This window comes from Micromonospora krabiensis (genome assembly GCF_900091425.1).
Lineage (GTDB): Bacteria > Actinomycetota > Actinomycetes > Mycobacteriales > Micromonosporaceae > Micromonospora > Micromonospora krabiensis.
The window spans coordinates 6,998,829-7,024,388 of the sequence record NZ_LT598496.1 but is presented as its reverse complement, the minus strand read 5'-3'; the positions used below and the strand labels follow the sequence as shown (position 1 = coordinate 7,024,388).

The 25,560-nt window shown below is 72.9% G+C and carries 20 protein-coding genes; 10 read left to right on the top strand and 10 right to left on the bottom strand.

All coding sequences use genetic code 11. The annotated features are described in order from the left end of the window. Positions 1-35: 35 nt before the first annotated feature. From GA0070620_RS32285 to GA0070620_RS32275, 3 genes are read right to left on the bottom strand one after another with little or no spacing between them, the layout of a single operon-like run. Positions 36-899 (bottom strand): transglutaminase family protein, encoded by an 864-nt coding sequence (locus tag GA0070620_RS32285; protein WP_091597601.1) that lies wholly within the window; start codon positions 897-899, stop codon positions 36-38. Further along, positions 896-1,837, bottom strand: a complete 942-nt coding sequence (locus tag GA0070620_RS32280; RefSeq protein ID WP_091597599.1) for an alpha-E domain-containing protein — start codon at positions 1,835-1,837, stop codon at positions 896-898. The genes GA0070620_RS32285 and GA0070620_RS32280 overlap by 4 nt, the downstream gene beginning before the upstream one ends. Then, positions 1,831-3,405 (bottom strand): circularly permuted type 2 ATP-grasp protein, encoded by a 1,575-nt coding sequence (locus GA0070620_RS32275; RefSeq protein WP_091597596.1) that lies wholly within the window; start codon positions 3,403-3,405, stop codon positions 1,831-1,833. The genes GA0070620_RS32280 and GA0070620_RS32275 overlap by 7 nt, the downstream gene beginning before the upstream one ends. A 156-nt stretch (positions 3,406-3,561) precedes the next feature. Between GA0070620_RS32275 and GA0070620_RS32270 the strand changes: the two genes are divergently transcribed. Further along, positions 3,562-4,776, top strand: a complete 1,215-nt coding sequence (locus GA0070620_RS32270) for a low temperature requirement protein A (protein ID WP_091597593.1) — start codon at positions 3,562-3,564, stop codon at positions 4,774-4,776. A 72-nt stretch (positions 4,777-4,848) separates the two neighbouring features. Next, the gene (locus GA0070620_RS32265) at positions 4,849-5,754 is read left to right on the top strand and encodes a DUF1028 domain-containing protein (RefSeq protein WP_091597590.1); all 906 of its coding nucleotides are present in this window, start codon (positions 4,849-4,851) and stop codon (positions 5,752-5,754) included. Between the two features lie 17 nt (positions 5,755-5,771). Here GA0070620_RS32265 and GA0070620_RS32260 read toward each other — a convergent pair whose 3' ends face one another. The 4 genes from GA0070620_RS32260 to GA0070620_RS33095 form a co-directional block, all read right to left on the bottom strand. Then, complete coding sequence (locus tag GA0070620_RS32260) at positions 5,772-6,950, bottom strand: low temperature requirement protein A (RefSeq protein WP_091597587.1); 1,179 nt, start codon at positions 6,948-6,950, stop codon at positions 5,772-5,774. Between the two features lie 93 nt (positions 6,951-7,043). Next, positions 7,044-7,712, bottom strand: a complete 669-nt coding sequence (locus GA0070620_RS32255) for a maleylpyruvate isomerase N-terminal domain-containing protein (protein ID WP_091597584.1) — start codon at positions 7,710-7,712, stop codon at positions 7,044-7,046. Between the two features lie 89 nt (positions 7,713-7,801). Continuing rightward, entirely contained in the window at positions 7,802-8,533 is a 732-nt protein-coding gene (locus GA0070620_RS32250) for an alpha/beta fold hydrolase (protein ID WP_172836543.1), read from the bottom strand. A gap of 47 nt (positions 8,534-8,580) precedes the next feature. Next, entirely contained in the window at positions 8,581-10,809 is a 2,229-nt protein-coding gene (locus tag GA0070620_RS33095; RefSeq protein ID WP_091597578.1) for an ATP-binding protein, read from the bottom strand. Between the two features lie 157 nt (positions 10,810-10,966). On the opposite strand from GA0070620_RS33095, the gene GA0070620_RS32240 reads away from it, so the two are divergent. The 4 genes from GA0070620_RS32240 to GA0070620_RS32225 all read left to right on the top strand — a co-directional run bounded on the left by GA0070620_RS32240 (position 10,967) and on the right by GA0070620_RS32225 (position 16,428). After that, positions 10,967-12,187, top strand: coding sequence for a M20 metallopeptidase family protein (locus GA0070620_RS32240; protein ID WP_091597575.1), 1,221 nt, complete (start codon positions 10,967-10,969; stop codon positions 12,185-12,187). Positions 12,188-12,260: 73 nt separating this feature from the next. Continuing rightward, a complete protein-coding gene (locus GA0070620_RS32235; protein ID WP_091597572.1) occupies positions 12,261-12,713 on the top strand; it encodes a YbhB/YbcL family Raf kinase inhibitor-like protein in 453 nt (150 codons plus the stop codon). A 266-nt stretch (positions 12,714-12,979) separates the two neighbouring features. Next, positions 12,980-14,617, top strand: coding sequence for a ribosomal protection-like ABC-F family protein (abc-f, locus tag GA0070620_RS32230; RefSeq protein ID WP_091597569.1), 1,638 nt, complete (start codon positions 12,980-12,982; stop codon positions 14,615-14,617). 167 nt (positions 14,618-14,784) lie between these two features. Continuing rightward, positions 14,785-16,428, top strand: a complete 1,644-nt coding sequence (locus tag GA0070620_RS32225) for an ABC-F family ATP-binding cassette domain-containing protein (RefSeq protein WP_091597566.1) — start codon at positions 14,785-14,787, stop codon at positions 16,426-16,428. On the opposite strand, the gene GA0070620_RS32220 is transcribed toward GA0070620_RS32225, so the two are convergent. Then, positions 16,429-16,887 (bottom strand): GNAT family N-acetyltransferase, encoded by a 459-nt coding sequence (locus GA0070620_RS32220; RefSeq protein WP_091597563.1) that lies wholly within the window; start codon positions 16,885-16,887, stop codon positions 16,429-16,431. Between the two features lie 128 nt (positions 16,888-17,015). On the opposite strand from GA0070620_RS32220, the gene GA0070620_RS32215 reads away from it, so the two are divergent. Beyond that, positions 17,016-17,468, top strand: coding sequence for a GNAT family N-acetyltransferase (locus GA0070620_RS32215; RefSeq protein WP_091597560.1), 453 nt, complete (start codon positions 17,016-17,018; stop codon positions 17,466-17,468). Positions 17,469-17,531: 63 nt separating this feature from the next. On the opposite strand, the gene GA0070620_RS32210 is transcribed toward GA0070620_RS32215, so the two are convergent. Beyond that, positions 17,532-18,419, bottom strand: coding sequence for a phosphatase PAP2 family protein (locus tag GA0070620_RS32210; RefSeq protein WP_172836542.1), 888 nt, complete (start codon positions 18,417-18,419; stop codon positions 17,532-17,534). Between the two features lie 84 nt (positions 18,420-18,503). On the opposite strand from GA0070620_RS32210, the gene GA0070620_RS32205 reads away from it, so the two are divergent. The 3 genes from GA0070620_RS32205 (at position 18,504) to GA0070620_RS32195 (ending at position 22,015) form a co-directional block, all read left to right on the top strand. After that, on the top strand, positions 18,504-19,238 hold the full coding sequence (locus tag GA0070620_RS32205; RefSeq protein WP_091599768.1) for a DUF3159 domain-containing protein: 735 nt from the start codon (positions 18,504-18,506) through the stop codon (positions 19,236-19,238). A gap of 232 nt (positions 19,239-19,470) precedes the next feature. Further along, complete coding sequence (locus GA0070620_RS32200) at positions 19,471-20,481, top strand: mechanosensitive ion channel family protein (protein WP_091597557.1); 1,011 nt, start codon at positions 19,471-19,473, stop codon at positions 20,479-20,481. Between the two features lie 364 nt (positions 20,482-20,845). Beyond that, on the top strand, positions 20,846-22,015 hold the full coding sequence (locus GA0070620_RS32195; RefSeq protein WP_197677497.1) for a hypothetical protein: 1,170 nt from the start codon (positions 20,846-20,848) through the stop codon (positions 22,013-22,015). 298 nt (positions 22,016-22,313) lie between these two features. Here the strand turns inward: GA0070620_RS32195 and GA0070620_RS32190 are convergent, their stop codons facing one another. Continuing rightward, a complete protein-coding gene (locus GA0070620_RS32190; RefSeq protein WP_091597554.1) occupies positions 22,314-25,214 on the bottom strand; it encodes a glycoside hydrolase family 48 protein in 2,901 nt (966 codons plus the stop codon). Positions 25,215-25,560: the final 346 nt, after the last annotated feature.

The window sequence follows — 25,560 nt, the reverse complement described above, 5'->3', positions numbered from 1 at the left end:
TAACGTCGCTCGGGGGCAAGATCCGTCGCCGACGTTCAGCGCAACCGGGTGATGGTCACCTCGACGCTCTGCCCGGTGCTAAGCGGGCCGGCGTAGAGGCCCTTCAGCGGGGGCACGTCGGCGTACTCGCGGCCCCGCCCGACGACCACGTGCTGGCGGCCGACGGCCACACCGTTGGTCGGGTCGTACGCGGTCCACCGCCCGGCCCACCACTCCACCCACGCGTGGCTCTGCCCGGCCACGGCCTGCCCCACCTGCGCCTCGGGCTGGGGGTGCAGGTAGCCGGAGACGTACCGGGCGGGCAGGCCCATCTCCCGCAGCAGCCCCACGGTGAGGTGACTTAGGTCCTGGCAGACGCCCTTGCGCTGCGTCCACGCGTGCAGGGCGTCGCTCTGCACCCCGGTGGCGCCGGGCTCGTAGCGCACCTCGGCGCGGACGAGGTCGCAGACCGCCAGCGCGGCCGCGTGCGGCTCGCGGTGGGCGGCCCGCAGGTCGGCGGCGATGCCGGTCAGCTCACCGTCCAGGGTGGTCTGTGGCGTCGGCTGCAGCAGCTCGTACCAGCGGTCGACGATCTCCGGCGCGGCCAGCTCGTCCCACCCGGCGCCCTCACCGGGACCGATGAGGTCACCCGGCGGAAGGGTCTCGACCAGGGAGGTGACGGTGACGGTGAGCGCCTCGTGCGGCGCGTGCACGTCAAACGCGGTGACCAGGGTGTCCCAGTAGTCCCGGTAGCGGTAGGTGCGCGCCGACGGCGACACCTCGATCCGCGCGTCCAGCACCGCCTGCCGGGCCTCGTCACGCGGCCACATCCGCGCCTCGTTGTACGACGAGGACACCGGCCCGTCGTAGGAGTAGCCGGTCTGGTGGCGCACCATCAACCGCCAACTGTCCACGCTCATGCGAGGACCCCGGGCAGCACCCACGACACCGCCGCCGGGTGGCGGAAGTAGCGCCGCGACACGGCGTCGTTGACCTGCGAGCAGGTGCGACCCAGGCCGACCAGCACCGACGGCAGGTCACCGATGAGCTCCTCCGCGCCGCGGAACTCCAGCCCGGTGCGGGCCCGCCCGACGATGCGCTGCGCCTCCGTGGTCACCCCGGCCCGGCCCGGACCGGGCTCCAGCTCACCGAGGCACCGCTCGGCGGTCGACAGGGCGGCAAACACCGACCGCGGGAACAGCCGGTCCAGCAGGAGGAACTCGGCGGCGTGCCGGTCGTCCAAGGAGCCGCGGTAGGCGCGCAGGAACGTCTCGTACGCCCCGCAGGAGCGCAGCAGGGTCAGCCACGACGGGACGCTGTCCCCGGCCAGCTCGTGCGCGCGCAGCAGCCGCGCCGTCATGTCCACCCGCTCCAGGTTGCGACCCAGCACCAGGAACAGCCAGCCCTCGTCGTGGCTCATCGTCGCGTCGGCCAGCCCGGCCAGCAGCGTGCAGCGCTCCCGGATCCACCGGAAGAACGCGTGCACCCCCTCCTGCTCGACCCGGCGGCGGGAGGTGGCCAGGCCGTGCCAGGTGGTGTTGAGGCACTCCCACATCTCCGACGGCACCGTCTCCCGCGCGCCACGGGCGTTGCCCCGCGCGGCGGCCAGCGCACCCGCCACCGACGTCGGGTTGGTGTCGTCCAGGCCCAGTAGCGTGATGACCCGCGTGGACGTGAACGGCCCCTCCACCGGGGTGATGCCCATGACCGCGAGCAGCGCCCGGCAGGCCACGTCCTCGTCTGTCCACGGGTCGGCCAGCACCCGCTGCACGTGCACGTCGAGGATCCGGGCGGTGTCCTCGGCCCGCTCGACGTAGCGGCCGATCCAGTAGAGCGACTCCGCGATCCGGCTCAGCACGCCGCCCTCCCCTGCTGCTGCTGTTGCTGTTGTTCGGCGGTCGAGGCGCCACCGGGCCCCGGATCGGGGTGCACGGCGGTGGGCACCGGCGCCGACCAGCCGCCGGTGCGGGGTAGTTGCAGCGGCACCGGGTGCGCGTCACCGGCCAGCACCCAGGTGTCCTTCGAGCCGCCACCCTGGCTGGAGTTGACGACGAGCGCGCCCTCCGGCAGCGCCACCCGGGTCAACCCGCCCGGCAGCACCCGGATCGACTCCCCGTCGTTGACCGCGAACGGGCGCAGGTCGATGTGCCGGCTGCGCAACCGGTCACCGATCAGCGCCGGCATCATCGACAGCTTCACCTCACGCTGCGCGATCCAGCCGCGCGGGTTCGCCACGATCCGCTCCCGGACGGCGGCCAGCTCCTCCTCACTGGCCTGCGAGCCGATGACGATGCCCGCCCCACCCGACCCGTCGACCGGCTTGAGCACCACCTCGTCGAGGCGCCCCAGCACCTCCCGCCGCACGTCCGGATCATCCAGCCGGTACGTCTGGACGTTCGGCAGCAGCGGCTCCTCGCCCAGGTAGTAGCGGATCAGGTCGGGCACGTACGTGTAGACGAGCTTGTCGTCGGCGATGCCGTTGCCGACCGCGTTGGCGATGGTCACCCCACCGGCGCGGGCCGCGTTCAACAGCCCCGCCACCCCGATCATCGAGTCGGCGCGGAAGTGCACCGGGTCGAGGAAGTCGTCGTCGATGCGCCGATAGATCACGTCGACGCGCTGCTCGCCGGCCGTGGTCCGCATCGACACCTCGTTGCCGACGCACACCAGGTCACCGCCCTCGACCAGCTCGACACCCATCTCCCGGGCGATCAGCGCGTGCTCGAAGTACGCCGAGTTGTAGACCCCGGGGCTGAGCACCACCACGGTCGGGTCGCCCACCCCGACGGGCGCGGCCGCGCGCAGGGCGCGCAGCAGCATCGCCGGGTACGACTCGACGGGCAGCACCCGGGCCGCGGCGAACACCTCGGGCAGCACCTGCGCCATCGCCCGCCGGTTCTCCATGACGTAGCTGACCCCGGACGGGATCCGCACGTTGTCCTCGAGCACCCGGAACGTGCCCTGCTCGTCGCGGATCAGGTCGACACCGGCGACGTGGATGCGCACCCCGTTGGGCGGCGTGACGCCGGCCGCCGCGCGCAGGAAGTGCGCGCTGGTGGCGATCAGCCGGCGCGGCACCACCCGGTCGGCCAGCACGTGCCCGGCGCCGTACACGTCGGCCAGGAACGCCTCCAGCGCCCGCACGCGCTGCGCGACGCCCCGTTCGACGGCCTCCCACTCGGCGGCGGCGATGATGCGCGGCACGATGTCGAGGGGGAACGGACGCTCCACACCCTTGAGCGCGAACGTGATCCCCTGGTCGAGGAACGCGCGGGCCAGCACGTCCGCCCGGATTCCCAGGTCGCCGCTGGACAGCGGTTGCAGGGTGGCGTAGAGCGCGGCGTAGACGTCCCGGGGCACCCCGGGGTCGCTGAACATCTCGTCCCAGCCGGGACCGAGGCGGTACTCCTCGAACAGATCCGCCATGGTCGAACTCTACGCAGCGGTGATTGCGGCCAGGTAACACCGCTGGTGGCGCTCCGCCGGTACCGCGACCGGCCGGTTTCCCGGTTGCCGGTCGTCGGGGCCGCCGCCGGTGTTACGAATGCCTGGTGAGCAGGCCGGACGGCGGGGCGGGGTGACGTGGCCACCGGGGGGAAGATCCGCCTGGCGCCGACCACGAGCGACCCGGGACGCGCGACGTTCCTGGAGCTGTTCTTCGACCTGGTGTACGTCTTCGCGCTGACCCGGATCTCCGCCCGCGCGTTCGAGGACCTGATCGAGGAGGACGCCGGCGCGAAGGCGTGGCAGGCGGTGACCGCCGGCGGGAAGACCCTGCTGCTCCTGCTCGCGCTCTGGGCGGTCTGGCAGGGCACCGCCTGGACGACCAGCCGCTACGACCCGCGCCACGCCTGGCTGCAGTGCATCGTCATCACCGCGCTGGTGAGCAGCATGGTGATGGGCATCGCCATCCCCCGGGCGTTCTCCACGACCGGGCTGGTGTTCGCCGTGGCGTACGTGGTGGCGCAGGTGTCCCGCCCGCTGGTGCTGATGATCGCCCTGGGCCCGCACGTGTACCGGCGGCTCAAGCTGCGGATGACCCTGATCTTCTCCGCCACCGGGGTGCTCTGGATCACCGGCGCGTTCCTGCCGACCAACCCGCGGGTGATCCTCTGGACGAGCGCGCTGCTCGCCGAGTACCTGGCGGCCCGCTTCGGCTGGCCGGTACCCGGGCTCGGCCGCTCCACCGTCTCCCGCTGGGAAATCGCCGGCGACCATCTCGCGGACCGCTACCAGCAGTTCTTCCTCGTGGCACTCGGCGAGACGATCCTGGTCGCCGGCTTCTCCTACAGCAAGGGCCCGTACGGGGGTGGGCACGCCGCGGCGTTCGCGCTGGCGTTGGCGACCACCATCGTGCTGTGGCGGATCTACATCCAGCGGGCAGGGCAGATCTTCGCCGAGGCCGTCACCAAGGCCCGCCACCCGGCCACCATCGGCCGCTCCGCCGCCGACACCCACCTGGTGATGGTCATCGGGCTCACCGCCGTGGCGATCGGCTACGAACTGGTCATCGACCACCCGACGATGCCGCCGGCGGGGCCGTGGCTGGCGATGGTGATCGGCGGGCCGGTCCTCTTCCTCGCCGGCCGGGCCCGCTTCGAGTACGAGGTGTTCGCCCGGGTCTCCCCCTCCCGCTGGATCGCCGCCCTGGTGCTGCTGGCCGCCAGCCCCCTGCTGATGCGCACACCCGCGCTGGTCGCGTCCGCCGTGGCCGTGCTGGTGCTCGCCGCGGTCGCGGTGGCCGACGCCCGCCGGGCCGCCGGCCGACCACCCGAGGCCGCCGCCCCGCCGTTCTGACCGCCGTCATCCGTACGCGGCGACCTGCCCCGGGGGTGGGCCGAGCCCGCCGCGCGCCGCTACTCTCTGCCGGTGACCTTCTCGATCGTGGCGCGCTCGGACGACGGCCGGCTGCACGGCGTCGCCGTGGCCAGCAAGTTCCTCGCCGTCGGCGCCCTCGTCCCCGCCGCCGAGGCGCAGGTCGGGGCGCTGGCCACGCAGGCGTCCGCGAACCTCGCCTACCGTCCGCAGGGCCTGACCCTGCTGCGCACCGGGGTCGCCGCGTCCGACGTCGTGGCCGGTCTGGTCGCCGCCGACGGCGAGCGGGCCCACCGGCAGCTCGGGGTGGTCGCCGCGACCGGCCCCGGCGCGACGTTCACCGGCGAGCGCTGCCACGACTGGGCCGGCGGCCAGGCCGGGGACGGCTGGGCCGCGCAGGGCAACATCCTCGCCGGCCCGCAGGTGGTCGACGCGCTGCGCGACGCCTGGCTGGCCAACGCGACGCTGCCGTTCGCGCAGCGGCTGCTCGCCGCACTGCGCGCCGGCGACGAGGCCGGCGGCGACCGGCGCGGCCGGCAGAGCGCCGCGCTGCTGGTGGTGGAGCGCGGCGGCGGCTACGGCGGCGGCAGCGACGTCGTGGTCGACCTGCGCGTCGACGACCACGCCGACCCGGTCGCCGAACTGGAGCGGCTGCTCGCCGTGCACACGATGCTGTTCGGCCGCCCCGACCCGGCCACCCTGCTCGACCTCACCGGTGCGGTCGCCGCCGAGGTGGGTGCCCTGCTCGCCGCCGTCGGCCATCCGGTGGACGAGGCCGGGACGGACGAGGCGCTGGCCTCCTGGGCGGGGGTGGAGAACCTGGAGGAGCGGCTGGTGCCGGGCCGGATCGACCCGGTGGTGCTGGAACACCTGCGCCGCTGCGCCCCGCGCGTGCCGGCGCCCCGCGCGGGCAGCGACCCCACCAACCCACAGGTCCCCGCGGTCCCCTCCGACACCTGACCCCGGGTTCGAAGCACCTACTGAGGTGGCGACGGCGTCACGGCTGCGTACCTGCGGATACGCGCACTGTCATTCAGGGTGACCCCGGCCAGCACCATCACGGGCACGACGCCGACGGCGATCGGCGGCAGGAGGATCGCCGCTGGGGAGATCGCCACCAACACGAATATCCCCATCACGCGGAACCGGGACACCCGGGCGAACACCGCGTACTCGAACAGGACCCGTCCCGCGAGGAACAGCGCGGGACCGCCGAGCACGACGACGATCCAGGCCGGCCGGGTGTGTCCGAGCGGGTGCTCGACGACGAGCTCGGCACCGACGGCAACGGTCACGACGCCGGCGACCATGACCAGGTGGGCGTAGAGCGACCGGACCAGGGCACGGAACGAGTCGGACGCGGCGGTGATCGTCTCGGCCAACAGGCTCCCGGCCCGTTGGATGTAGATCCGCCAGAGCAGCCCGGTGGTGACGAACGCGACCACGGCCGCGACAACCCGTTCGAACTCGAGGCTGCGGCTCAGGATCAGGCCGGTCACCAGGATGGGCTCGCCGAGCGCGATGATGAAGAACTGCCGATAGCGTTCGGCTTGGTGCTCGGCGGAGATCGCGTACTCGGTTGTCCGCATGTACGCGCGCCCCAGCCGCGGTGTGGGCACCCCGAGCGCGAGGGCGACGTACTCCACCGCTACCGCCAGCACCCACAGCACCTCCCGGGCCGTGCCGTGCACGAGAGCACCCGCGATCCAGGGCACCGCGGACACGGCCCACCAGAAGAGTGATCGCACGAAGGCGGTCGCCGCCTCGTGCCCCCGCAGCAGCAGCGCGGCGGCGGCATGCCGGCCAATTTGGGTGGCGAGGTACACGCCGGCGAAGAGCAGTCCCTGCTCGCCGAACGCTTCGGGCACCGCGGCGGCCATCAGCAGGGTGCCCACCATGGTCGCGAGTACCAGCAGCTGAATCTGCGGTAGCTTCGAGTCCAACCTGTCCGTGCATCCCGAGGTATGGAACCACACCGACCACAGGGCGAGCAGCAACACCAGCGTCTGAAGGGCGCCGCTCCATGTCAGATCCTTCACCAGGCCCAGCGAGAGCAGTGCCAGTGCGAGGACGAAGACCACGTCGAAGAACAGTTCCAGGTACGTCGCCTGCGGTTCCTCGAGTCGTCGCAGCAGTCCATCCGGCCCACGTCTCATAGATCAGCCCGGCCCTCGGTCCGCCCTCCTTATGGGGATTTGTACCATCAAGGACACCGACACCTGGGCGTGTCCCACGCTTGAGGTGGGGCGTCAGCCGCCGAACGACAGCCAGCGGAAGCCAGCCGCCTCGACCACCGCACGCTCGGACCCGGTCAGCGCCGCCCGCCCGGTGGTCTTGCTGATCAGCGTCACCGGGTCCCAGCCCAGTCGGGCGGGCACCGGCTGCCCGCCGGTGAGCAGGTCGGCGATCACCCCGGCCGCGGTCGGCGTCAGCCACGGCCGCCGGTCCAGCGCCGCGGCAAGGTCCAAGCCGTGCACACCGACCTCGACCACCCGGGTACGCAGGAACTCGCCCAGCCGCATCGCGTCGCCGTGGCGGGTGCGCACCAACCGCCCGGGTGGCGCGGCGGCGATCGCGTCGTCGGCCGCTTGCCAGGCCCGGCCGACGTCGGCGACCAGCGCCGGCCCGTCGAGTTCCCGGGCCTCCCGCCGGCCACTGTCGATGCGGGCGGCGTCGACGTCCGGCGCGAACTTCGCCACCCCGAAGTAGCCGGCCGCGTCGACGTCCGCCGCCGCGGGGGCGGGCGCGGCGAGCATGTCGGCCAGCCGGCCGACGCCGGTGCGCACGTGCGCGAGCAGTTCGCGTACGGACCACGGCGGGCAGCCGCTCGGCCGGTCCAGATCCGCCTCGGACACGTCGCGCAGGGCCGCGCCCAGCGCCGCGCACTCGTCCCGGAACGCCGCCCGTACCGTGTCCACGGCTGCCCTCCCCCGATCCCACCTGCCGCCGACACTCTCGCAGATCGGCCTGGACCGGTTCGGCGGCGGGCCGCCGGGGTCGGGCCGGATCAGCCGATGTCCGACAGCAGCCGCGCGAGCGCGGCGGGATGCTGCAGGTGCGGAAAGTGACCTCCGGGCAGCACCGTGATGACGGCCGTGGGCAGGGCCCCGGTCAACCACTGCCGGTAACGCTCGGGCGGCTCCGCGGCGGTCACCCACCGGTAGGCGATCCCGCGCATGCCGATCGCCCGCAGGTCCGCCTCCCGCTGGGCGCGAATCTGCTCGTCCGTGCCGTGCAGGATCTCGCCCCAGTAGCCCAGCAGCAGATCGGGTCGCGGGTCGGTGAAGGTTTCGGCGATCCGCCGCGCCTCGGGCGGCAGCGACGTCACCCCCATGCCGGCCACCATCCCATCCCACACGCCGCGCCAACGCGGGCCGCGAAGGTCGGGCTCGGCCGCCCGAACGATGTCGCCGAACGGGCCGGGCAGCAGGAACTGGTCGAGGTTGACGACCGCGCGGGTCGGGTAGCGGGCGGCGTAGACCGTCGCGATCACCCCGGCCACGGAGTGACCCACCACGGTGGGTGGCTCGCCGAGATCGGCGGCGGTGATCTGGCCGTGGATGACCTCGGCGACCTCGGCCAGGCGGTAGGACGCCCGCGACGGGGCGTAGCCGTGGCCCGGCAGGTCCAGCGCGAGCACCTCGCGGTTCGGGTCGATCGCGGTGAGTTCCCGACGCAGGGGAGCCCAGTGCCGCCGGTTGTAGGTGAGCCCGTGCAGGAGCACAAGTGGAGACGTCATACCCCGCAGGCGTAACCCGGGACGGAACAGGCGGTTCGTGGCCGCGGTCACACCTGCCAGGACGTCGGTCCCCCGGCTGCCGGCTGGTAGCGGAAGTGGGTCCCGGTGTGCAGGGACGCCCGCAGGTGCGCGGCGGCGATGGGGGCGTACGGCTCCACCCTCTCCAGCAGCGTGCGCAGGGCACGGGTCGCGTTGACCCGCGCCCGCTCCGCCTCCGCGCTCTGTCGGCGGGGGCGGCCACCGAGACCCGCGGCGCGCCGCAGTTCGGCGAGGAGGGCACTGCGCTCGGCCGTCAGGGTGGCGGCGCGCTGGACGTCGCCGGACCGGTCGGCGGAGTCCAACTGCTGCGCAAGGTCATCGAGGCGCCTGCGGTAGGCGAGGCGAGCCGTGGCGTCGAGCACGGGTTCCGGCGGGGCTGCCACGAGGCCCGCGCCGCCGGCCACAAGATCCAGTGCACTGATCTCGCGCCCCGGATTGGCCAGCAGGATCCGCAGGTGGTGCAGGCCCCTCATGTCCCGCAGGCGGGCCTGCTCGGCGCCCGCTTCGAGCACCCAGTCGTTGCCGTCGCGCCGCAACCGCCAGGTGTTGCCCGCGGCGGTGTCCCGGTGCGCCACGGCCGGAGGTCCGCTTGCTGGCGGCGCCGCCGCCAGTCCACGGGGTGCCGGCAGGCCCAGCCCGTCGGCGATCGTGCGGGCGCGCCCCACGTCGCCGGGGCGACCGCGGGCAGCGAGGGTGGACGCCAGCCAGGGCAGCGCGCCGAGGCGCTCCTCCTGGGCGATCGCCCGGTCGAAGTGCGCGGCCGCCTCGTCGCGCCGGCCGAGGTGGGCGGCGAGCCGGCCCAGGTAGTCGTCCACCGGCCCGGTGATGGTGTTCGCCCCGCCCCAGACGACCAGGCGCCCCGCGTGGGGAGCCAGCGCGTCGTAGAGGGCCTGCGACGCGGCCGGTGCAGCCCCGTACGAGGCGACCAGGGCCAGGTCGGCGACCGCGCCGACCCACCGCGGCCCCGCCCCGCGCAGCAGCGCGGGCAGCAGCCGCTCCACGTCGAGCAGCGCCTCGGCGACGCGCCCCGACTCGGCAAGGGCCCGGGCCGCGGTCACCTCGAAGAAGTGGCCGGGGAGCTTGCGGGACAGCTCCCGCAACGGCTCGACCTGACTGGCGGCGTCACCGCGGAGCGTGGCGAGCCGTCCGGCCAGGGTCGCGGTCAACCGGTCGGTGTCCGCGAGCCCGATCCGCCGTCCCGCCTGCGACACCTCGGCGATGAGCGCCTCGGCGGCCTCGAGACGCCCGCGCACCAGCGCCAGCACGGCATGACGCGACAGCGCGACGACCCCCGCCTCCGGATCGCCGTCGCGCTCCCCCGCCCGCGCGTACGCCACCAGGGCGGCCTCCGCGGCGTCGAGGTCCCCGCCTTCGGCGAGCGCGATGAAGCGCCAGAACAGTCCCCGCCGTTCGAGCAGCGCGTTGCCCGCCCGGCGGGCCAGGTCGACGATCTGCGACGCCGTGGACAACCGCTCGTCGGCCGCGGCCGGATCCCACAGCGCGTGCAACCGCCCGTCCAGGACCTCCGCGGTCGTGCCCGGCTCCCCGGTGTCCCGGGCGAGCCGGACCGCCTCGTCTACCAGCTCCCGCCGCCGGGTCGCCGCCGACGGGTCACCCAGCAACTCCCGGGCCAGCCGCACCAGCACGCGGGCCCGGACCTCGGGTGGCAGCGCCCGGGACGCGGCCTCCTCCAGCAGCCGGATCAACGCCATGTCGAGGACGAGGAACTCGCCGCGCGAGGGCGCGGCGAGCGCGACCTCCACGACGGCGTCCTCGCCGGCACCGCCCGGCAGGCTCGCCGCGAGGTCGAGAGCCGGGCCGGGCCAGCCGGCGGTGAGCAGCCACACCGCGTGCACCGCACCGGCCGGCAGCCCCGGCAGCACCGCAGCGAGATCGGCTTCGGTCAGCGGCGCGAGATGCAGGTACGGACCGGGCCCGCCGGGCGCCACGGTGGTCGCCACCACCGCGGCGCCGCTGGCGACCAGCCGATCCAGGTCCGCCGCCGTCGCGGCCGGGTCCAGGTCGTCGAGCACGACCAGCCGGGCGCCCGTACCAGTGTCGGTGATCGTGCGGGTCACCGGCAGGCCGCGCCGGTGGGCGCTGCCGCCCGCCGCGTCGGCGAGCGCGCTCTTCCCGGACCCGGGCGGACCCACGATGACCAGAGCGCCCCCCACCCCGGCGGCCGCACGGTCCAGCAGCCGGTCCAGGGCGGCAATCTCACGACGGCGTCCGATCACTGTGTGAGCGTAGGCGGACCACCGACAACGTCCTGCCGAGATCCACCGAGCAACGCGACGGGCCTGACTGTGACCGGCGCAACGTACGGGTCGTACGGGCCGCGGTTACGCCTTCCTCGCGAGACGGAGCGCCACCCCACCCACCTGGAGTTTTCGCATGGCACTGACGAACCGGCTGCGCGACCACGCCCCCGCGCTACAGGGCGATCTGGTGCGACTGCGCCGCGACCTGCACCGGCACCCCGAGATCGGCCTCGACCTGCCCCACACCCAGCAGCTCGTGCTGGACGCGCTGGACGGCCTCGGCCTGGAGATCACCCGCGGCCGGGGCCTGAGTTCGGTGACCGCGGTGCTGCGCGGCGGGCACCCGGGACCCGCGGTGCTGCTGCGCGCGGACATGGACGCGCTGCCCATCACCGAGGCGACCGGGCTGGACTACGCCAGCCAGGTCGACGGCGTCATGCACGCCTGCGGCCACGACCTGCACACGGCCATCCTGGTCGGCGCGGCACGGCTGCTCAGCAGCCACCGCGACGCGCTGCACGGCGATGTGGTGTTCATGTTCCAACCGGGCGAGGAGGGCTTCAACGGCGCCGGACGAATGATCGAGGAAGGCGTCCTGGACGCGGCCGGGCGGCGGGTCTCCTCGGCGTACGCGCTGCACGTCCGCTCCTACGGCACCCCGCGAGGGCTGGTCACCAGCCGACCCGGCACCGTGATGGCGGCCGTTGACGAGCTGCGCGTGACCGTGCACGGGGTCGGTGCCCACGCCTCCATGCCACACCAGGGACGGGACCCGGTCACCGCGGCGGCGGAGATGGTGACGGCCCTGCAGACCCTGGTCACCCGGCGCTTCAACGTGTTCGACCCGGTGGTCGTCACGGTCGGATCGTTCCACGCCGGACACAGCGTCAACACCATCCCGGACACGGCCCGCTTCGCCGCGACGGTCCGCACCTTCTCGGCGGCGAACCAGGCGGTCATCCGCACCGAGGCCGGGCGGCTGTGCGAGCACATCGCCCAGGCGTACGGGCTGACGGCCGAGGTCGAGTACGTGCGGAAGTACCCGGTGACGGTCAACGACGCGCAGCAGTACGAGTTCGCCGGCCGCGTCGTGTCCGACGTCCTCGGCGCCGAACGGTTCGCGCCCATGCCGTTTCCCGCGGCGGCCGCCGAGGACTTCTCCCGGGTGCTCGACGAGGTGCCCGGCTGCTACCTGATCCTCGGGGCGTCGGCCGCCGACGACCCGGCGGCCGCGGCGATGAACCACAGCCCGCGCGCCGCCTTCGACGACGCGGTGCTCGCCGACGGCGCCCTCGTGCTGGCCGAACTGGCGACCCGGGCGCTGGCCCGGGACGCGGCGGCGGCCCAGCGGTGAGGTGGGGCCGAGACCGTTTCGGCGCCGGCCCGCCGGGTACGCGCGACCCGGCTCGACTCAGGAGGTGCCACCGATGGCCGGGATCATGTTGCGCAGTGTCGCGTTCAACGACCACGACCTGCTGCCGGACCGCTTCGCCCGCGACGGGGGCAACATCTCCCCGCCGCTGGAGTGGGGGGAGGTGCCGGACGGGGCCAGCGAACTGCTGCTGATGGTCGAGGATCCGGACGCCGGGCGGGAGGCGTTCCTGCACTGGCTGGTCAGCGGCATCCGGCCGGAGCCGGGCGGCATCGCGGAGGGGGCGGCACCCGAGGGCGCCCGTGAGTGGCCCAACAGCTTCGGTGAGCGGGGCTGGGGCGGCCCGCAGCCGCCGCGCGGGGACGACCCGCACCGGTACTTCTTCCGCCTCTACGCCCTCGACCAGCAGTTGGATCTGCCGGACGCGCCGCAGCCGGCCGACGTGCGCCGCGCGGTCAAGGGTCACGAGTTCGCCAGCGGCAACATGGTCGCCCGGTACGCCCGTTGAGAGGCATCGGTGCCGCCCGCGCCGCACGGCGGGTCGGCAACCGCCGGTGCTACGGTAGATCGCGAGTCATCCGACATGGATGACGAACGAGCAGGGAGACGAGACATGGTGGGTGACGACGACATCTCCGGGTGAGACCGGACATGTGATCGGCCACCGGCCGCGCCCGTGAGCGCGTTGCCGTGGTCTTTTCGTCGTTCCCCGAGACCATGTCCCCTGCGGGCGGATGGGCTCCGCCTGCCCTCATATCCCGAGGTCGTTTCCCGATGTCCGATTCGTTCATCGTCTGCTCGAACCTGAGCTTCTCCTGGCCGGATGACACCCCGGTCTTCCAGAACCTGTCCTTCACCATCGGTGGGGGCCGTACCGGGCTGGTCGCGCCGAACGGTGCCGGTAAGAGCACCCTGCTCAAGCTGATCGCCGGCGAGTACCGACCCACCGCCGGGTCCGTCACCGTCGAGGGGACGCTCGGCTACCTCCCGCAGAGCCTGCCGCTGGTCGGCGACCCGACCGTGGCCGAGGTGCTGGAGATCGCCCCGCTGATCGCGGCACTGCACGCCATCGAGGCCGGAGACGCCAGCGAGGAACACTTCACCACGATCGGCAACGACTGGGACATCGAGGAACGCACGCGCGCCCAGCTCGACCGGCTCGGCCTCGGCGACCTCGCCTTCGACCGACGCATGGACACCCTCAGCGGCGGTCAGGTCATCTCCCTCGGCCTGGCGGCGCAACTGCTGAAGCAGCCCAACGTGCTGCTGCTCGACGAGCCGACCAACAACCTCGACCTGGAGGCCCGACACCAGCTCTACGACGTGCTGGAGCAGTGGAACGGCTGCCTGCTGCTGGTCAGCCACGACCGGGCGCTGCTCGACCGGATGGACCGCATCGCCGAACTCGACCGCGGTGAGATGCGGTTCTACGGCGGGAACTTCACCGACTACGAGGCGGCCGTGCAGGCCGCGCAGGAGGTGGCGGAGAAGAACGTCCGCAACGCCGAGCAGGAGCTCAAGCGGGAGAAGCGGGAGCTGCAGGAGGCCCGTGAGCGGGCGGCGCGGCGGGCCAGCAACGCCTCCCGCAACCTGAAGAACGCCGGCCTGCCGAAGATCTTCGCCGGCACCATGAAACGCGACGCCCAGGAGTCCGCGGGCCGGGCCAACGAGCTGCACTCCTCGCGGGTCAACGACGCCAGAGCCCGGCTCGACGAGGCGGGGCGGGCCCTGCGCAACGAGCAGAAGATCTCCCTGGAGCTGCCCGCCACGAACGTGCCGGCCGGCCGCACCCTCCTCGCCGCCGAGCGGATGCAGGTCCGGTACGGCCAGCGGTCCCTGTTCGCCGCCGACGGCGTCGACCTGACCATCCGGGGACCGGAGCGGATCGCCCTGCTCGGCCCCAACGGCGCCGGCAAGTCCACCCTGCTGCGCCTGATCAACGGCGACCTGGAACCCGAGGCCGGCCAGATCAAGCGGGCCGACGGGCGCATCGCATACCTGTCGCAGCGGCTGGACCTGTTGGACCTGGACCGCACCGTGGCGGAGAACCTGGCCGCGTTCGCGCCACAGGCCCCGGACGCGCAGCGGATGAACCTGCTCGCCCGCTTCCTGTTCCGCGGCTCCCGGGCGCACCTGCCGGTCGGGGTGCTCTCCGGCGGCGAACGACTGCGCGCCACCCTGGCCTGCGTCCTGGGCGCCGAGCCCGCGCCGCAGCTCCTCCTGCTCGACGAGCCGACCAACAACCTCGACCTGGTCAGCGTCGGCCAGTTGGAGAGCGCGCTCAACGCGTACGAGGGCGCGTTGCTCGTGGTCAGCCACGACGAGCGGTTCCTCACCGAGATCAAGGTCAACCGTTGGCTGCGGCTCGCGGACGGGCGCCTGCGGGAGACCGGCCCCCCGGACGTCGACTGACCCACGTCGGCCGCCCCCGGATGCCCGGGGGCGGCCGACGGTCCGGCGGGTGAGCCGCCGTCCGACATGGAGTCACACCCGCGCCACGTGAGCGCTGCCCTTCCCCCACACCCCGTAGGCCGCTGTGCGCCCGCGGGGGCGACGACGATTCCGATGGGGTGTGTCGCATGTCCACCTTCGCCCTGATCGCCCACGACCTCGTCCGCACGCTCGGCACCCGCCGGGTGCTCGACGGTGTCTCCCTCACCGCCGCGCCCGGCCAGCGAATCGGGTTGATCGGCGAGAACGGCACCGGCAAGTCCACTCTGCTGCGGCTGCTCGCCGGGGCGGACGAACCCGACGCCGGTCGTGTCGTCCGCCCACCGGACCTGGGTTTCCTGCACCAGGAGATGCCCTTCGAACCGGCCGCCACGATCACCGCCGTGCTCGACGAGGCGCTGCGCGAGGCCCGCGCGGATCTCGCCGAACTGGACCGGCTCAGCGCCGCGCTGACCGACACGCCGCCCGACGCGCCGCAGTACGCCGACCTGCTCGTCGCGTACGGCGATCGGCTCGAAAGCGCGCAGGCCAGCGACGCCTGGGACGCCGACCGGCGCGCCGAGCTGACGCTGGCCGGCCTCGGCCTCGCCGCGCTCGCCCGCGACCGTACGCTCGCCTCCCTGTCCGGCGGGCAACGCGGGCGGGTCGCGTTGGCCGCCCTCCTGGTGCGGCGACCCGCGGCGCTGCTGCTCGACGAGCCCACCAACCACCTCGACGACGACGCCGCGGCCTTCCTCGAGGCGCAGCTCCGCGCCCTGCCCGGGACCGTGGTGGTCGCCAGCCACGACCGGGCGTTCCTCGACGCGGTCTGCACCGACCTGATCGACCTCGACCCATCGGTGGGCGGCCCGACCCGCTACGGCGGCACCTACACCGACTACCAGGCCGCGAAGCGCGCGCAGCGGGAACGCTGGCAGCGCCGCTTCACCGAGGAGCAGGAGGAGATGGCCGAGCTACGCCGCGCCGTCGAGGTGACCGCGCACGAGGTCGCGCCGGGGCGCGCCCGCCGCGACAACGAAAAGATGGGGTACGGACACACCGCCGGGCGGGTGCAGAACCAGATCTCCCGGCGGGTACGCCACGCCGCCCGCCGCCTCGACGAGCTGGAACGCGAGCAGGTCGACCAGCCGCCGGAACCGCTGCGGTTTCGGGCCGCCACCCTGGCCAGCACCGCCACGGACGGGATCCTGGTGTCGCTGCGGGGCGTCCGCGTGCCCGGCCGGCTCACGCTCGAGCGGCTGGACGTCTCGGCCACCGACCGGCTGCTGGTCACCGGACCGAACGGGACGGGCAAGTCGACCCTGCTCGCGGTGCTGGCCGGCCGGCTGGGCGCCACCGGCGAACTGCGGCGGCGACGCGGGCTGCGGGTCGGCCTGCTCGCCCAGGACACCGTCTTCGACCGGCCGGAGCGCACCGCGCGGGAGACCTACGAGGCGACCGTCGGCGCCCAGCGCGCCGAGTCCGTACCGCTGCTCTCGCTCGGGCTGATCGGCGCGGCGGACCTGGACCGGCCGGTCGGTCAGCTATCGGTCGGCCAGCGGCGCCGGCTCGCCCTGGCGCTGCTGGTGGCCGACCCGCCCGCCCTGCTGCTGCTCGACGAGCCGACCAACCACCTCTCGCCGCGGCTGTGCGACGAGCTGGAGGAGGCGCTGGGCGCCGGGCCCGGCGCGATCGTGATCGCCAGCCACGACCGCTGGCTGCGCTCCCGCTGGCCGGGCCGCGAGCTGGCACTCCCGACGGCGGCTACCGACGCCGGCAACGGCACCAGCTGATCAGTCGGAGGGGACGACCGGGGTTGGCTCGCGCACCATGAACACGTCCACCGGATCCTCCGACTCGACGGTGAACCCGTAGCGCTCGTACAGCCGCCGCGCCGCGCTGCCCCGCAGCACGTTCAGGCGCACCCGGACACCCTCGCGGTCGCACCGCTCCAGCAGCCGGCGCAGCACGGCCGTGCCGATGCCGTGGCCCTGCGCGTGCGGGGCGAGATAGAAGTGCTCCAGCCAGTGGGCGTCCCCGGCCGGGCGCAGCGCCACGCAACCGGCGAACACGCCACCCACCTCGATGAGCCAGGTGTGCGCCGGCGCGAACCCGTCGCGCAGCCGCTGCCGCACCCGGTGCGCGTCGTAGCGCCCGAGCCGCTCCAGATCCGCCCGCAGCACCACGGCCCGCAACTCGGCCACCGCCTCGACGTCCGCCGCCGACGCCGGCCGAAGCTCCCAGTCCCCCATGATCGCCAGACTAGACGGTTGATTCCGATGTTTGGACTGGTCAGCGGTTGCCTGCGGGGCGGACCAGGTGCACGCCCAGGCCGTCGAGGAACCGGCTTGCCTGACGACACCAGTTAGATTTCCGATCCGTGCGGGTCATCGAGTACGTGGAGAGTGCCCACGCCGCCGGAGTGGGCGCTGTGTTGGGGACGCTCGGCTGGGAGCAGCGCTACATCGACGGGCAGCTCGGCGCGGTGGCGCGGCTGGCTTCCTCGCCTGACGGGTGCGTCTACGTCGCCACAGCGGATGCCCACGTGATCGGCTACGTGTCGGCGGTGCTGGCACGGTGGAACATGCTGGGTCAGATTCACGGGCTGGCCGTGGATCCCACCGCCCGTCGAGGCGGCGTGGCCCGAGCGTTGGTTACCACGGCCGAGGACCATCTCCGTTCGCACGGTGCCCGCGGCGTACACGTGGACACCCCAGTCAACAACCTGCTCGGCCGCGGCTTCTACGAGGCGATGGGCTTCACGCAGGACTACATCATGAGCCGTTACTACGCTCACGATCTCGATGGCGTGACCTACGTCCGGTTCTACTGACCGCATCGCCTACGACCACTGACCTGTCCAGACTTCGGGCTCAATCGTTAGTGCCGGCGAGACTCAGCCCTGGTGTCGCGGCACCAGCCGGTGCACGACGGCCAGGACCAGCGCCATCACGACGCCCATGGTGCCGGCGATGCCGGCGGCGCTGCCCGCGTAGCCGGCGAACAAGGCCCGCCGGCCCAGCTCCTGCGGGTCGGTGCCGCGCAGGTCCACCAGCCAGTTCAGCGCCAGCGCGCAGACGCCCAGCGCGAGCACCCCGGCGACACCGAGCACCGCCGCGGCCACCCGGTGCGCGTCGGCGCTGGAGATCTTGGCCCGTTCCCGCTGGGTGACCAGCAACACCAGCCCGGCCAGCGCCGCCCAGATGCCCACCACCAGGAAGGCGGCCACGGCGTCGCTGGGTCGGTGCCACCCGGCCGACAACGTCGCCACCCCGGCGACCGCCGCGTAACCGGCACCGACGAACGCCCCGACCACGCGGACCTTGGCCGGCAGGACGAGCACCAACGCGACGGCCACCGAGCCCGCCACCGTGGTGTGCCCGCTGGGCAGGCTGTTGCCGGCATAGACCCGCTCCAGGTCGATGCCGAGGTCCGGGCGGGCAAGGCCGTGCTTGAGCAGTTGGGTGGTGACGTTGGCGCCGGCGATCAGCAGGGTCGCGGTGATCGCCAACGCGATGCGCCCGCGCATCAGCGCGATGAACCCGATCACCGCGGTCGCCACCACCAGGGACACCACCGACATGGCGTTGAGGACCCGGTCGACCGGCTCGTCGATGCGATCCTGGCCGATCCGGTTGCCGGTCAACGCGACGGTGTCGACCCACTGGCCGAGCCCGGTGTGCACCGCGACCCGCCAGACCAGCAGAAAGGCGGCCGCCTGGGCGAGGACCAGCACGACCAACCAGACCGCCGTCCAACCCCTCGCCGTCTCGCGCACGCGCACACGGTAGCGAGCCGGACGGACGGGTCGGCGAGTGGCCCGCCGCTGTCCGCGGACTAGGTTGGGGATCGACGTGAGGAGGTGACGGTGAGCGGCCGACCCGAGCAGGAATCACCCACCCCGCCGCCCGCCGACCAGCCCGCTTCCGCGTCCGACCGACCGGAGTCGCTGGCGGATCTGCTCGGCGGCCGACGAGGCGCGGTGGACGCCACGCTGCCGCCGGTCGCGTTCGCCGCCGGGTGGCTGCTCGGCGGGGAGTCGCTCTGGGCCGGGGTCGCCGCCGCCGTGGTCACCGGCACCGCGGTCGCCGGATGGCGGCTGCGCCGCGGCGACCGCCCCCGCTCGGTGCTGGTGGGGCTGCTGGCGGTTTGCGTGGCCGCGCTCGTCGCGCTGCGCACCGGCCGGGCCGAGGACTTCTTCCTGCTCCAACTGCTGTCCAACGCCGCCAGCGCGCTGGCCTGGGCGGTGAGCATCGTGCTGCGCTGGCCGCTGCTCGGGGTGGTCGTCGGCACCGCCCTGCGGCAGCGCGGCCGGTGGCGGCGGGACCCGGCGCTGCTGCGCGCGTACGCGCGGGGCAGCTGGGTGTGGACCGGCACGTACGTGCTGCGGGTGGCCGTGTTCGTGCCGCTCTACCTCAGCGGTCAGGTGGTCGCGCTGGTGGTGGCCCGGGTGGCGCTGACCTGGCCGCTGGTGGCTGCCGCGCTCGCGGTGAGCTGGATGGTGGTGCGCCGCTCGTTGCCGGCCGGGCATCCGGGGCTGCGGCACCCGATGGCGTCGGACTCCGGTGAACAGGTCACACCACCGCTGCCGCCCCGGTCCTAACAAAGGTCCTGCCGACCGCCGACGTCGCCGCCCGCCGCGCCGAGCGGGTGGTGGTGCCGCCGGTCGCGGCGTTGGGGCACGGCCGGTAGGTGTTCGAGCGGATCCGGGCTGTACGCGAGGCCGGTATTCCTGATATCCACCGCTCGCCACCGGGTCGGATGACACCCTGAACGCGGGGAGTGCGTCGCGAGTCCGGGAGAGGCGGCATCGGGATCACGGTGAACGGCCTCTGATGCGTACCGTGTTGATCGTGGTGGCCGCGCTGACGGCGGCCGTGGTCGTGGACCTGGTCTCCGGCGTGCTGGCCCGCCGGGTTGCCCGTGGCCGCTACAGCTGGCTGCTGGAGCCGGTGCGGCACGCCTGCCGCCGCCCGGCGGCCGCAGTCCTGCTGGCCGCGACGCTGTTCTACGCACTGCCGCCCGGACCGGCCGCGTGGCAGCGTCATCTGCGGCACGCCATCCTGCTGGTCCTGGTCATCGTCTGCGCATGGCTGGTGATCAAGGCATTGCACGTTGTGGAAGCGGTCGCCTTCAGCCGGCTGCCGGGCGATCCGGTCGCGAACCGGAGAGCCCGGCGGGCCCGGACACAGGTCCGTCCGGTGCGGCGGCTCACGGTGGCCGTTGTCACGGTCGTCGCGGTCGGCCTGATCATGATCACCTTTCGGCCGCTACGGCTCTTCGGCGTCTCCGTTCTGACCTCGGCCGGGGTGGTAGGCGCGGTGATCGGCCTCTCCGCCCGAACCGCGCTCGGCAACGCATTCGCCGGCATCCAGGTCGCCTTCGCCGACGGGATGTACGTCGGCGACGTGCTGGTGGTGGACGGCGAGTGGGGCCGGGTGGAGGAGGTGAAGCTGACCAACGTGGTGATTCGGCTCTGGGACGACCGGAAGCTCATCCTGCCGACCACGTACTTCACCGAGCGGCCGTTCCAGAACTGGACTCGGAACGAGTTTCGGGTGGTCGGCAAGATCCAGTTACACCTCGACCATACCGCCGACCTGAACGACCTGCGCCGGGAGGCACGTCGGCTGGTCGAGTCCTCACCGCTGTGGGATCGCGACCAGTGGGTGCTCCAGATGGTCGACGTCACCCCGCAGACGGTGGTCATCCAGGTGCAGGCCTCGGCCGCGGACGGCGCCAGCGCCTGGGACCTGCGCTGCGACCTACGCGAGGGACTCATCCGCTACCTGCGCGACCAGCACCCCCAGTGGCTGCCCCGCACCCGCGGCCAGTACCAGCCCTGAGCGACGGTCCGGGCGCGGACGAATGAGTCGGCGCGTACGGGACTAGCTGAACCACGGCCGAGGGGGAATGGCCACATCGTCCCCGGACCGAGCAGTTGCCCGCAATCGTGGTCTGCAGTGTCACCACCGACCGAAACAACGCCCCGGGCTTGCGTCGGACGAACACCTCCGACGACGGCTCCACCAGTGACGAGGAACGGCTGAGCGTGCAGCCACCTGCTCCGAACCGAGCTGCTGAAGGCGTCGGTGAGTATCCCGAAGGAGGACTTCAAGTGTTCACGACGGCACCAGGGACCGGCAGCACGCCCAGAGGATCGGCCGGGCCTGCTCCGGGGGTCTCGTGACCGGGCGAGGCTGCGTCGTCGTGGGTGTGGTGGCCGCCCCCGGCGCCGCCACCGACCTGGCACGGCAGGCCACCACGGAACTCGCCGACCGACTCCGCAACCGGGTGCCGGAGGTCGACTGGGCGGTACGCCTCCAGGAGGCGCGGCTCGTCGACGGGCCGGCCGACCTCAGCCAGCTCGTCGAGGCCGCCCGACGCCGGATGCTGGCCGAGGGCTGGAGTCTGGTCCTCTGCGTGACAGACCTGCCGTTGCAGACCGCGCGACGGCCCGTGGTCGCGCACGCCAGCACCACCCACGGCGTCGCGGTCCTCTCCATGCCCGCGCTCGGCCCCGTCGCCGTGGCCCGACGGATGGCCGAAGCTGGGGACCGACTCCTCGCGGCACTGCTCGGCGACACCGACGCGGTCGGCGACCAGGTACGGGCCGGCCCGCGCCGCTGGCACCCAGCCGCCGGGCGGCGAGCCCGGGAACTCGGCGCGCAGGTGGACCACCAGACGTCCGGCATCGGACTGCTGGCCGGGGTGGTCGGCGGCAACCTGCGGCTGCTGCTCGGCATGCTCCGGGCAAACCGGCCGTGGCGGTTGGCCATCCGGCTCTCCCGGCTGCTGGTCGGTGCCTTCGCGACCGCTGTCCTCGCCCTGGTGAGCGCCGATATCTGGCAACTGTCGGCGGCCTTGGGCAACCTCCGGCTCGCCCTGCTCGCGGCCGGCTCCATCCTGGCGGTGGTGCTGACCATGGTGCTCGGCGCGCGCCTCTGGGAGCGGGTTCCGCACGACCCGAGTGCCCGGGAGCAGGTCGTCCTCTTCAACACGGTCACCGTGCTCACCGTGGTGATCGGCGTCCTCGCGCTGTACGTGGCGCTCGCCGCGCTGACCATCATCGGGGCGATCGCCCTCGTCCCCTGGGACCTGCTCGCTGAATCCACCGGCCGACCGGCCGGCGTCGCCCATCAGGTCAAGCTGGGCTGGCTGGCCAGTTCGCTGGCGACGGTCGGCGGCGCGCTCGGCGCCGGACTGGAATCCGACTCTGCGGTACAGGAGGCGGCGTACCGCTATCAGCCCGACAGGGAGTTGACCGGCGAGCAGGGTGGGCCGGACCCGACTGGCGGGACCGGGCCAAGGCCGCACGCCGAGTCCAGGTCGCCGCGCAGAGACAGGTCTGAGGCGCAGCCGAACCACGAGGCCGACTGACTGCGGGCGTGCAAGGCGGAGACATTAAAGGAGAGGCCGCCACGGGGGGAGCGGCCTCTCCGATGACGTACGTTACTCCGTCGCGGTCTCACGCGTGATCCCGGGACGGCCTCTTTTTCCGGGCTTTTTCGCAGCAGTCTCGTGTCCGGACGGTGGGGTGGGCCGGCCGACCCGCTGCGTCGGCCAGATCGCCGGCCCACCCCGGCCTGACCGTGGGTGTCAGGCCGCTCTGTCCGGCCGGGTGGCCCCGGCCGGAATCGGGACGGACGGCCGGCGTCGGCCGTCCGTCCCGCGCCGGTCAGCCGTTGGGGAACAGGTTTCCGTAGTCGGCGTACGCCATGGCGACGTCGGCCTGCGCCCAGAAGCGGTGGTAGGAGAACTCCGGCTCCGGCCCGCCGTTGAGGTACGCCTGGACCTTGGGCCAGTCCGGGTCGTTCTTGTAGAAGGAGCGGATGTCGATGAAGCTCTTGCCGGCGGCGATGGCGTCACCGTTGGGCATCCGCCCGGTCCACCCCGGCGGCACGTAGAGGCCCTGCCCGGTGGTCGCGTCGTAGACGTCGTCGAAGCGCCGGTAGTCGCCGCGCTTCTCCACCGTCGAGACGCCCTTGGCGTCGCTGGCCGCGTGCAGCGCGTCCAGCAGCCCCTTGGCGGTGCTCTTGGCCGCAGCGTCACCGGAGCGCGCCGCGTACGCGATGAGGGTGCGGGCGTAGGCGGCGGCGACGCCGACGTCCTGCCCCTTGCTGATCACCTGGACGTGCAGGTTGGTGTTCGGCTGCGGGTTGCTGGGGTTCCAGGTGGTCGGCTGGCCGCTCCAGCTCATGTCCGAGGGGATCGACCAGGCGCTGCCCAGCGTGGTGTTGGCGATCGCCCACGGCACCCACTTGTCCAGCAGCGCCTTGGCCTTCGTGTTGCCGGTCTGCAGGTACAGCTCGGCGATGCGCTGCATCGACCAGGCCTGCATGCCGAACCACTGGTTGGACGGCGGGTCGTTGTAGACCGGGTCGACGTCGTAGAACATGCCGTAGAAGGTGGACGTGCCGGCCGGCGGCTGGCCGTAGTGCCCGCCCCAGCTGTTCGTGGCGCCGCCGGCGATGCCGCCCTCGGCGGACTGGAGCCAGGTGTAGAACTCCAGCTGCCGCTCGAAGCTCTTCGTCCAGTCGGCGACCGCGGTCGGTGACTGCGGCTTCAGCTCCGGGGTGTTGGTCAGCGCCCAGGCCGCGAACGGGTTCTGGTAGCCGAAGTGGTTGTGGCTGGAGCCGATCCGCCAGGACCAGTTCTGGCTGGTCTCGTACGCGCCGCCCCAGGCGTAGTACCAGGACAGCAGGTAGTGCGCGGAGTCCCGGCCGGTGGCGGCGGGGCAGGTGGTGGGGCCGACGCAGTTGCCGATCCTCTTGAAGTACTTGTCGAACATCGCGTACCGCAGGTAGTCGCCCATCTTGGCGGCCTTGGCGACGGTGGCCGCGACGTCGGCCTGCCGGCCCTGCGCCTTGGCCCAGGTCAGCGCCCAGTACGCGGCCTGCACGGCGCGGGCGTCGGCGTCGGGGGCGTTGGTGTACTTCCACTGCTTGGCCGGCGCGCTGGACTCCTTGACGAACAGGTCGAGGTAGCCGTTGGGGCCGCCGGCGGTGAAGGTGTCGCAGGACGGCTGCGGGACGGTCTCCCAGACGGACTCCTGGGTGCCGCGCTGGAAGGTGTTGATGTACGCGGGGCGGGTGGTCTTGTCGCCACAGCGGCCGAAGCCGTAGGTGTTGTCCACGTCGAGCAGCCAGTGCATGCCGTAGATGTCGCCGGTGCCGTAGGTGGACTGCAGCTCGGAGCGCAGCGGGTCCTGGCCGACGGGCACGGACGCTTCCAGGGCCGACGGGTACTGGCTGGGCAGGTCGTGTTCGGCGGCGTACTGCGGGGTGCCGGCGGCGCCGGCCGTCGCCTGGTCGGCGTGGCTGGGGATGATGTACTTCTCCATCACCGTCCAGGCGTTGTTGAACGGCGCCCAGTTCTGGGTCACCCGCCCGTACTGGGCCTCCAGCCACAGCCAGAAGCTGAACGCCTCGGAGGTGGTCTCGTGCCCGTGGTCGGGCGCCTCGACGATGAGGGTCTCGACGGAGTGGTAGGGCACGCCCTCCGGGCTGAAGTACCCGGAGTTCTTGATCTTGCCGTACTGGTCGAGGAACCGCGCGACGTAGGTGTTGTCGCCGCCCGGGGTGTCGTTGTCGATCTCGGTGACGGTGACGGCCAGCGGGGCGTAGCCGGTGGCCGAGGCGGTGACCGTGGCCGTGCCACCGACGGTGTCGGCGTCCTCGGCGGCGGCGACGGTGACGCTGACCCCGGTGTTCCAGTTCGTCGGGGTGAGCGAAACGGTGGTCGGCGTGACGCTCACGTCGGTGTCGCCGGTGCGGGTCAGGGTGACCGGCACGGTGGCGCTGGGCGCGGCGCTGAGCTTCAGGTTGACCGCCGCGGTGCCACCCTCGGCGACGCTGACCGCGGACGGGGTGGCGACCAGGACAGGCCCGGAGGCGGGTGCCACGGTGAACGACCGCTCGGCGGTGGCGCTCAGGTTCGCGTTGTCGTACGCCTTGGCCTGCACCGTGTACGAGCCGGCGGGCAGGTCTTCGAGGGTGTAGGCGTACGGGGCGGTGGTGTCGGTGTTGACCAGCAGACCGTTGCGGTAGAACTCGACCTTGCTGACGCTGCCGTCGGGGTCGCTGGCGGTGGCGGTCAGCGGGACGTCGGCGGGGGCCTCGAACGGGCCGGCCGGCACGGCGAGGGTCACGGTCGGCGGCTGCTGGGCCGTGCCGCCGCAGGTGACCCCGTTGACCGAGAACGAGGTGGGCTTCGGGTTGCTGCCGGTGAAGGAGCCGTTGAAGCCGATGCTGGTGCTGGCGCCGGTGGCGAGATTGCCGTTCCACGCCTCGTTGGTAGCGGTGACCTGGTTGCCGCTCTGGCTCCAACGCGCCGACCAGCCCTGCGTGACGCGTTGGTCGCCGGGGAACGCGAAGCGCAGGGTCCAGCCGTTGATCGGGTCGCCGAGGTTGCGGATGGTCACGTTGGCGGTGAAGCCGTTGTTCCAGTCGTTGGTCGCGTAGACCACGTCGCAGGCGGGCGCGGCCTGGGCGGCGCCGGCGGGCACGGTCACCCCGACGACGGCCAGCGCGACGGCGGCGGTCATCGCCAGCCGGCGGCGTAGTGCCTGATGTCTCATGAGCGCGGTGTCTCCTCGGACCAGGCCGGGGTGCGGCCCCGGCGGGGACGGGTGCCGTGCCGCGCGGGTGGTGGCGTGCGGAGGGTCACGGCGCCCGGGAAGGCGGTCGCCCCGGCGTGGCCGGGGTGCGCGGGTGGAGGGTTGGGGTTCCCCCGCCCACGTCGGGTGGCCGTGCCGGACGTGCCGGCTGCCCTCGGCGACCCACGCTCACGCGAACTGGCTCCCAGTCGCGATGAATCGACAGTCTGCCATGGAAGCGCTCCCACAACAAGATGCCTGGTCGACGCGCGGATCCATGTTTCGATCTCGTTTTGGGGGTTTCACAAACCCGTGACGGGCGTTACAG

Bases quoted from the DNA above. Each gene is read 5' to 3' on its own strand.
- GA0070620_RS32225 (WP_091597566.1), top strand. From the start codon at position 14,785: ATGTCCACCTTCGCCCTGATCGCCCACGACCTCGTCCGCACGCTCGGC.
- GA0070620_RS32235 (WP_091597572.1), top strand. From the start codon at position 12,261: ATGGCCGGGATCATGTTGCGCAGTGTCGCGTTCAACGACCACGACCTG.
- GA0070620_RS32190 (WP_091597554.1), bottom strand. From the start codon at position 25,214: ATGAGACATCAGGCACTACGCCGCCGGCTGGCGATGACCGCCGCCGTC.
- GA0070620_RS32240 (WP_091597575.1), top strand. From the start codon at position 10,967: ATGGCACTGACGAACCGGCTGCGCGACCACGCCCCCGCGCTACAGGGC.
- abc-f (WP_091597569.1), top strand. From the start codon at position 12,980: ATGTCCGATTCGTTCATCGTCTGCTCGAACCTGAGCTTCTCCTGGCCG.
- GA0070620_RS32220 (WP_091597563.1), bottom strand. From the start codon at position 16,887: ATGGGGGACTGGGAGCTTCGGCCGGCGTCGGCGGCGGACGTCGAGGCG.
- GA0070620_RS32260 (WP_091597587.1), bottom strand. From the start codon at position 6,950: ATGAGACGTGGGCCGGATGGACTGCTGCGACGACTCGAGGAACCGCAG.
- GA0070620_RS32200 (WP_091597557.1), top strand. From the start codon at position 19,471: ATGCGTACCGTGTTGATCGTGGTGGCCGCGCTGACGGCGGCCGTGGTC.
- GA0070620_RS32285 (WP_091597601.1), bottom strand. From the start codon at position 899: ATGAGCGTGGACAGTTGGCGGTTGATGGTGCGCCACCAGACCGGCTAC.
- GA0070620_RS32275 (WP_091597596.1), bottom strand. From the start codon at position 3,405: ATGGCGGATCTGTTCGAGGAGTACCGCCTCGGTCCCGGCTGGGACGAG.
- GA0070620_RS32250 (WP_172836543.1), bottom strand. From the start codon at position 8,533: ATGACGTCTCCACTTGTGCTCCTGCACGGGCTCACCTACAACCGGCGG.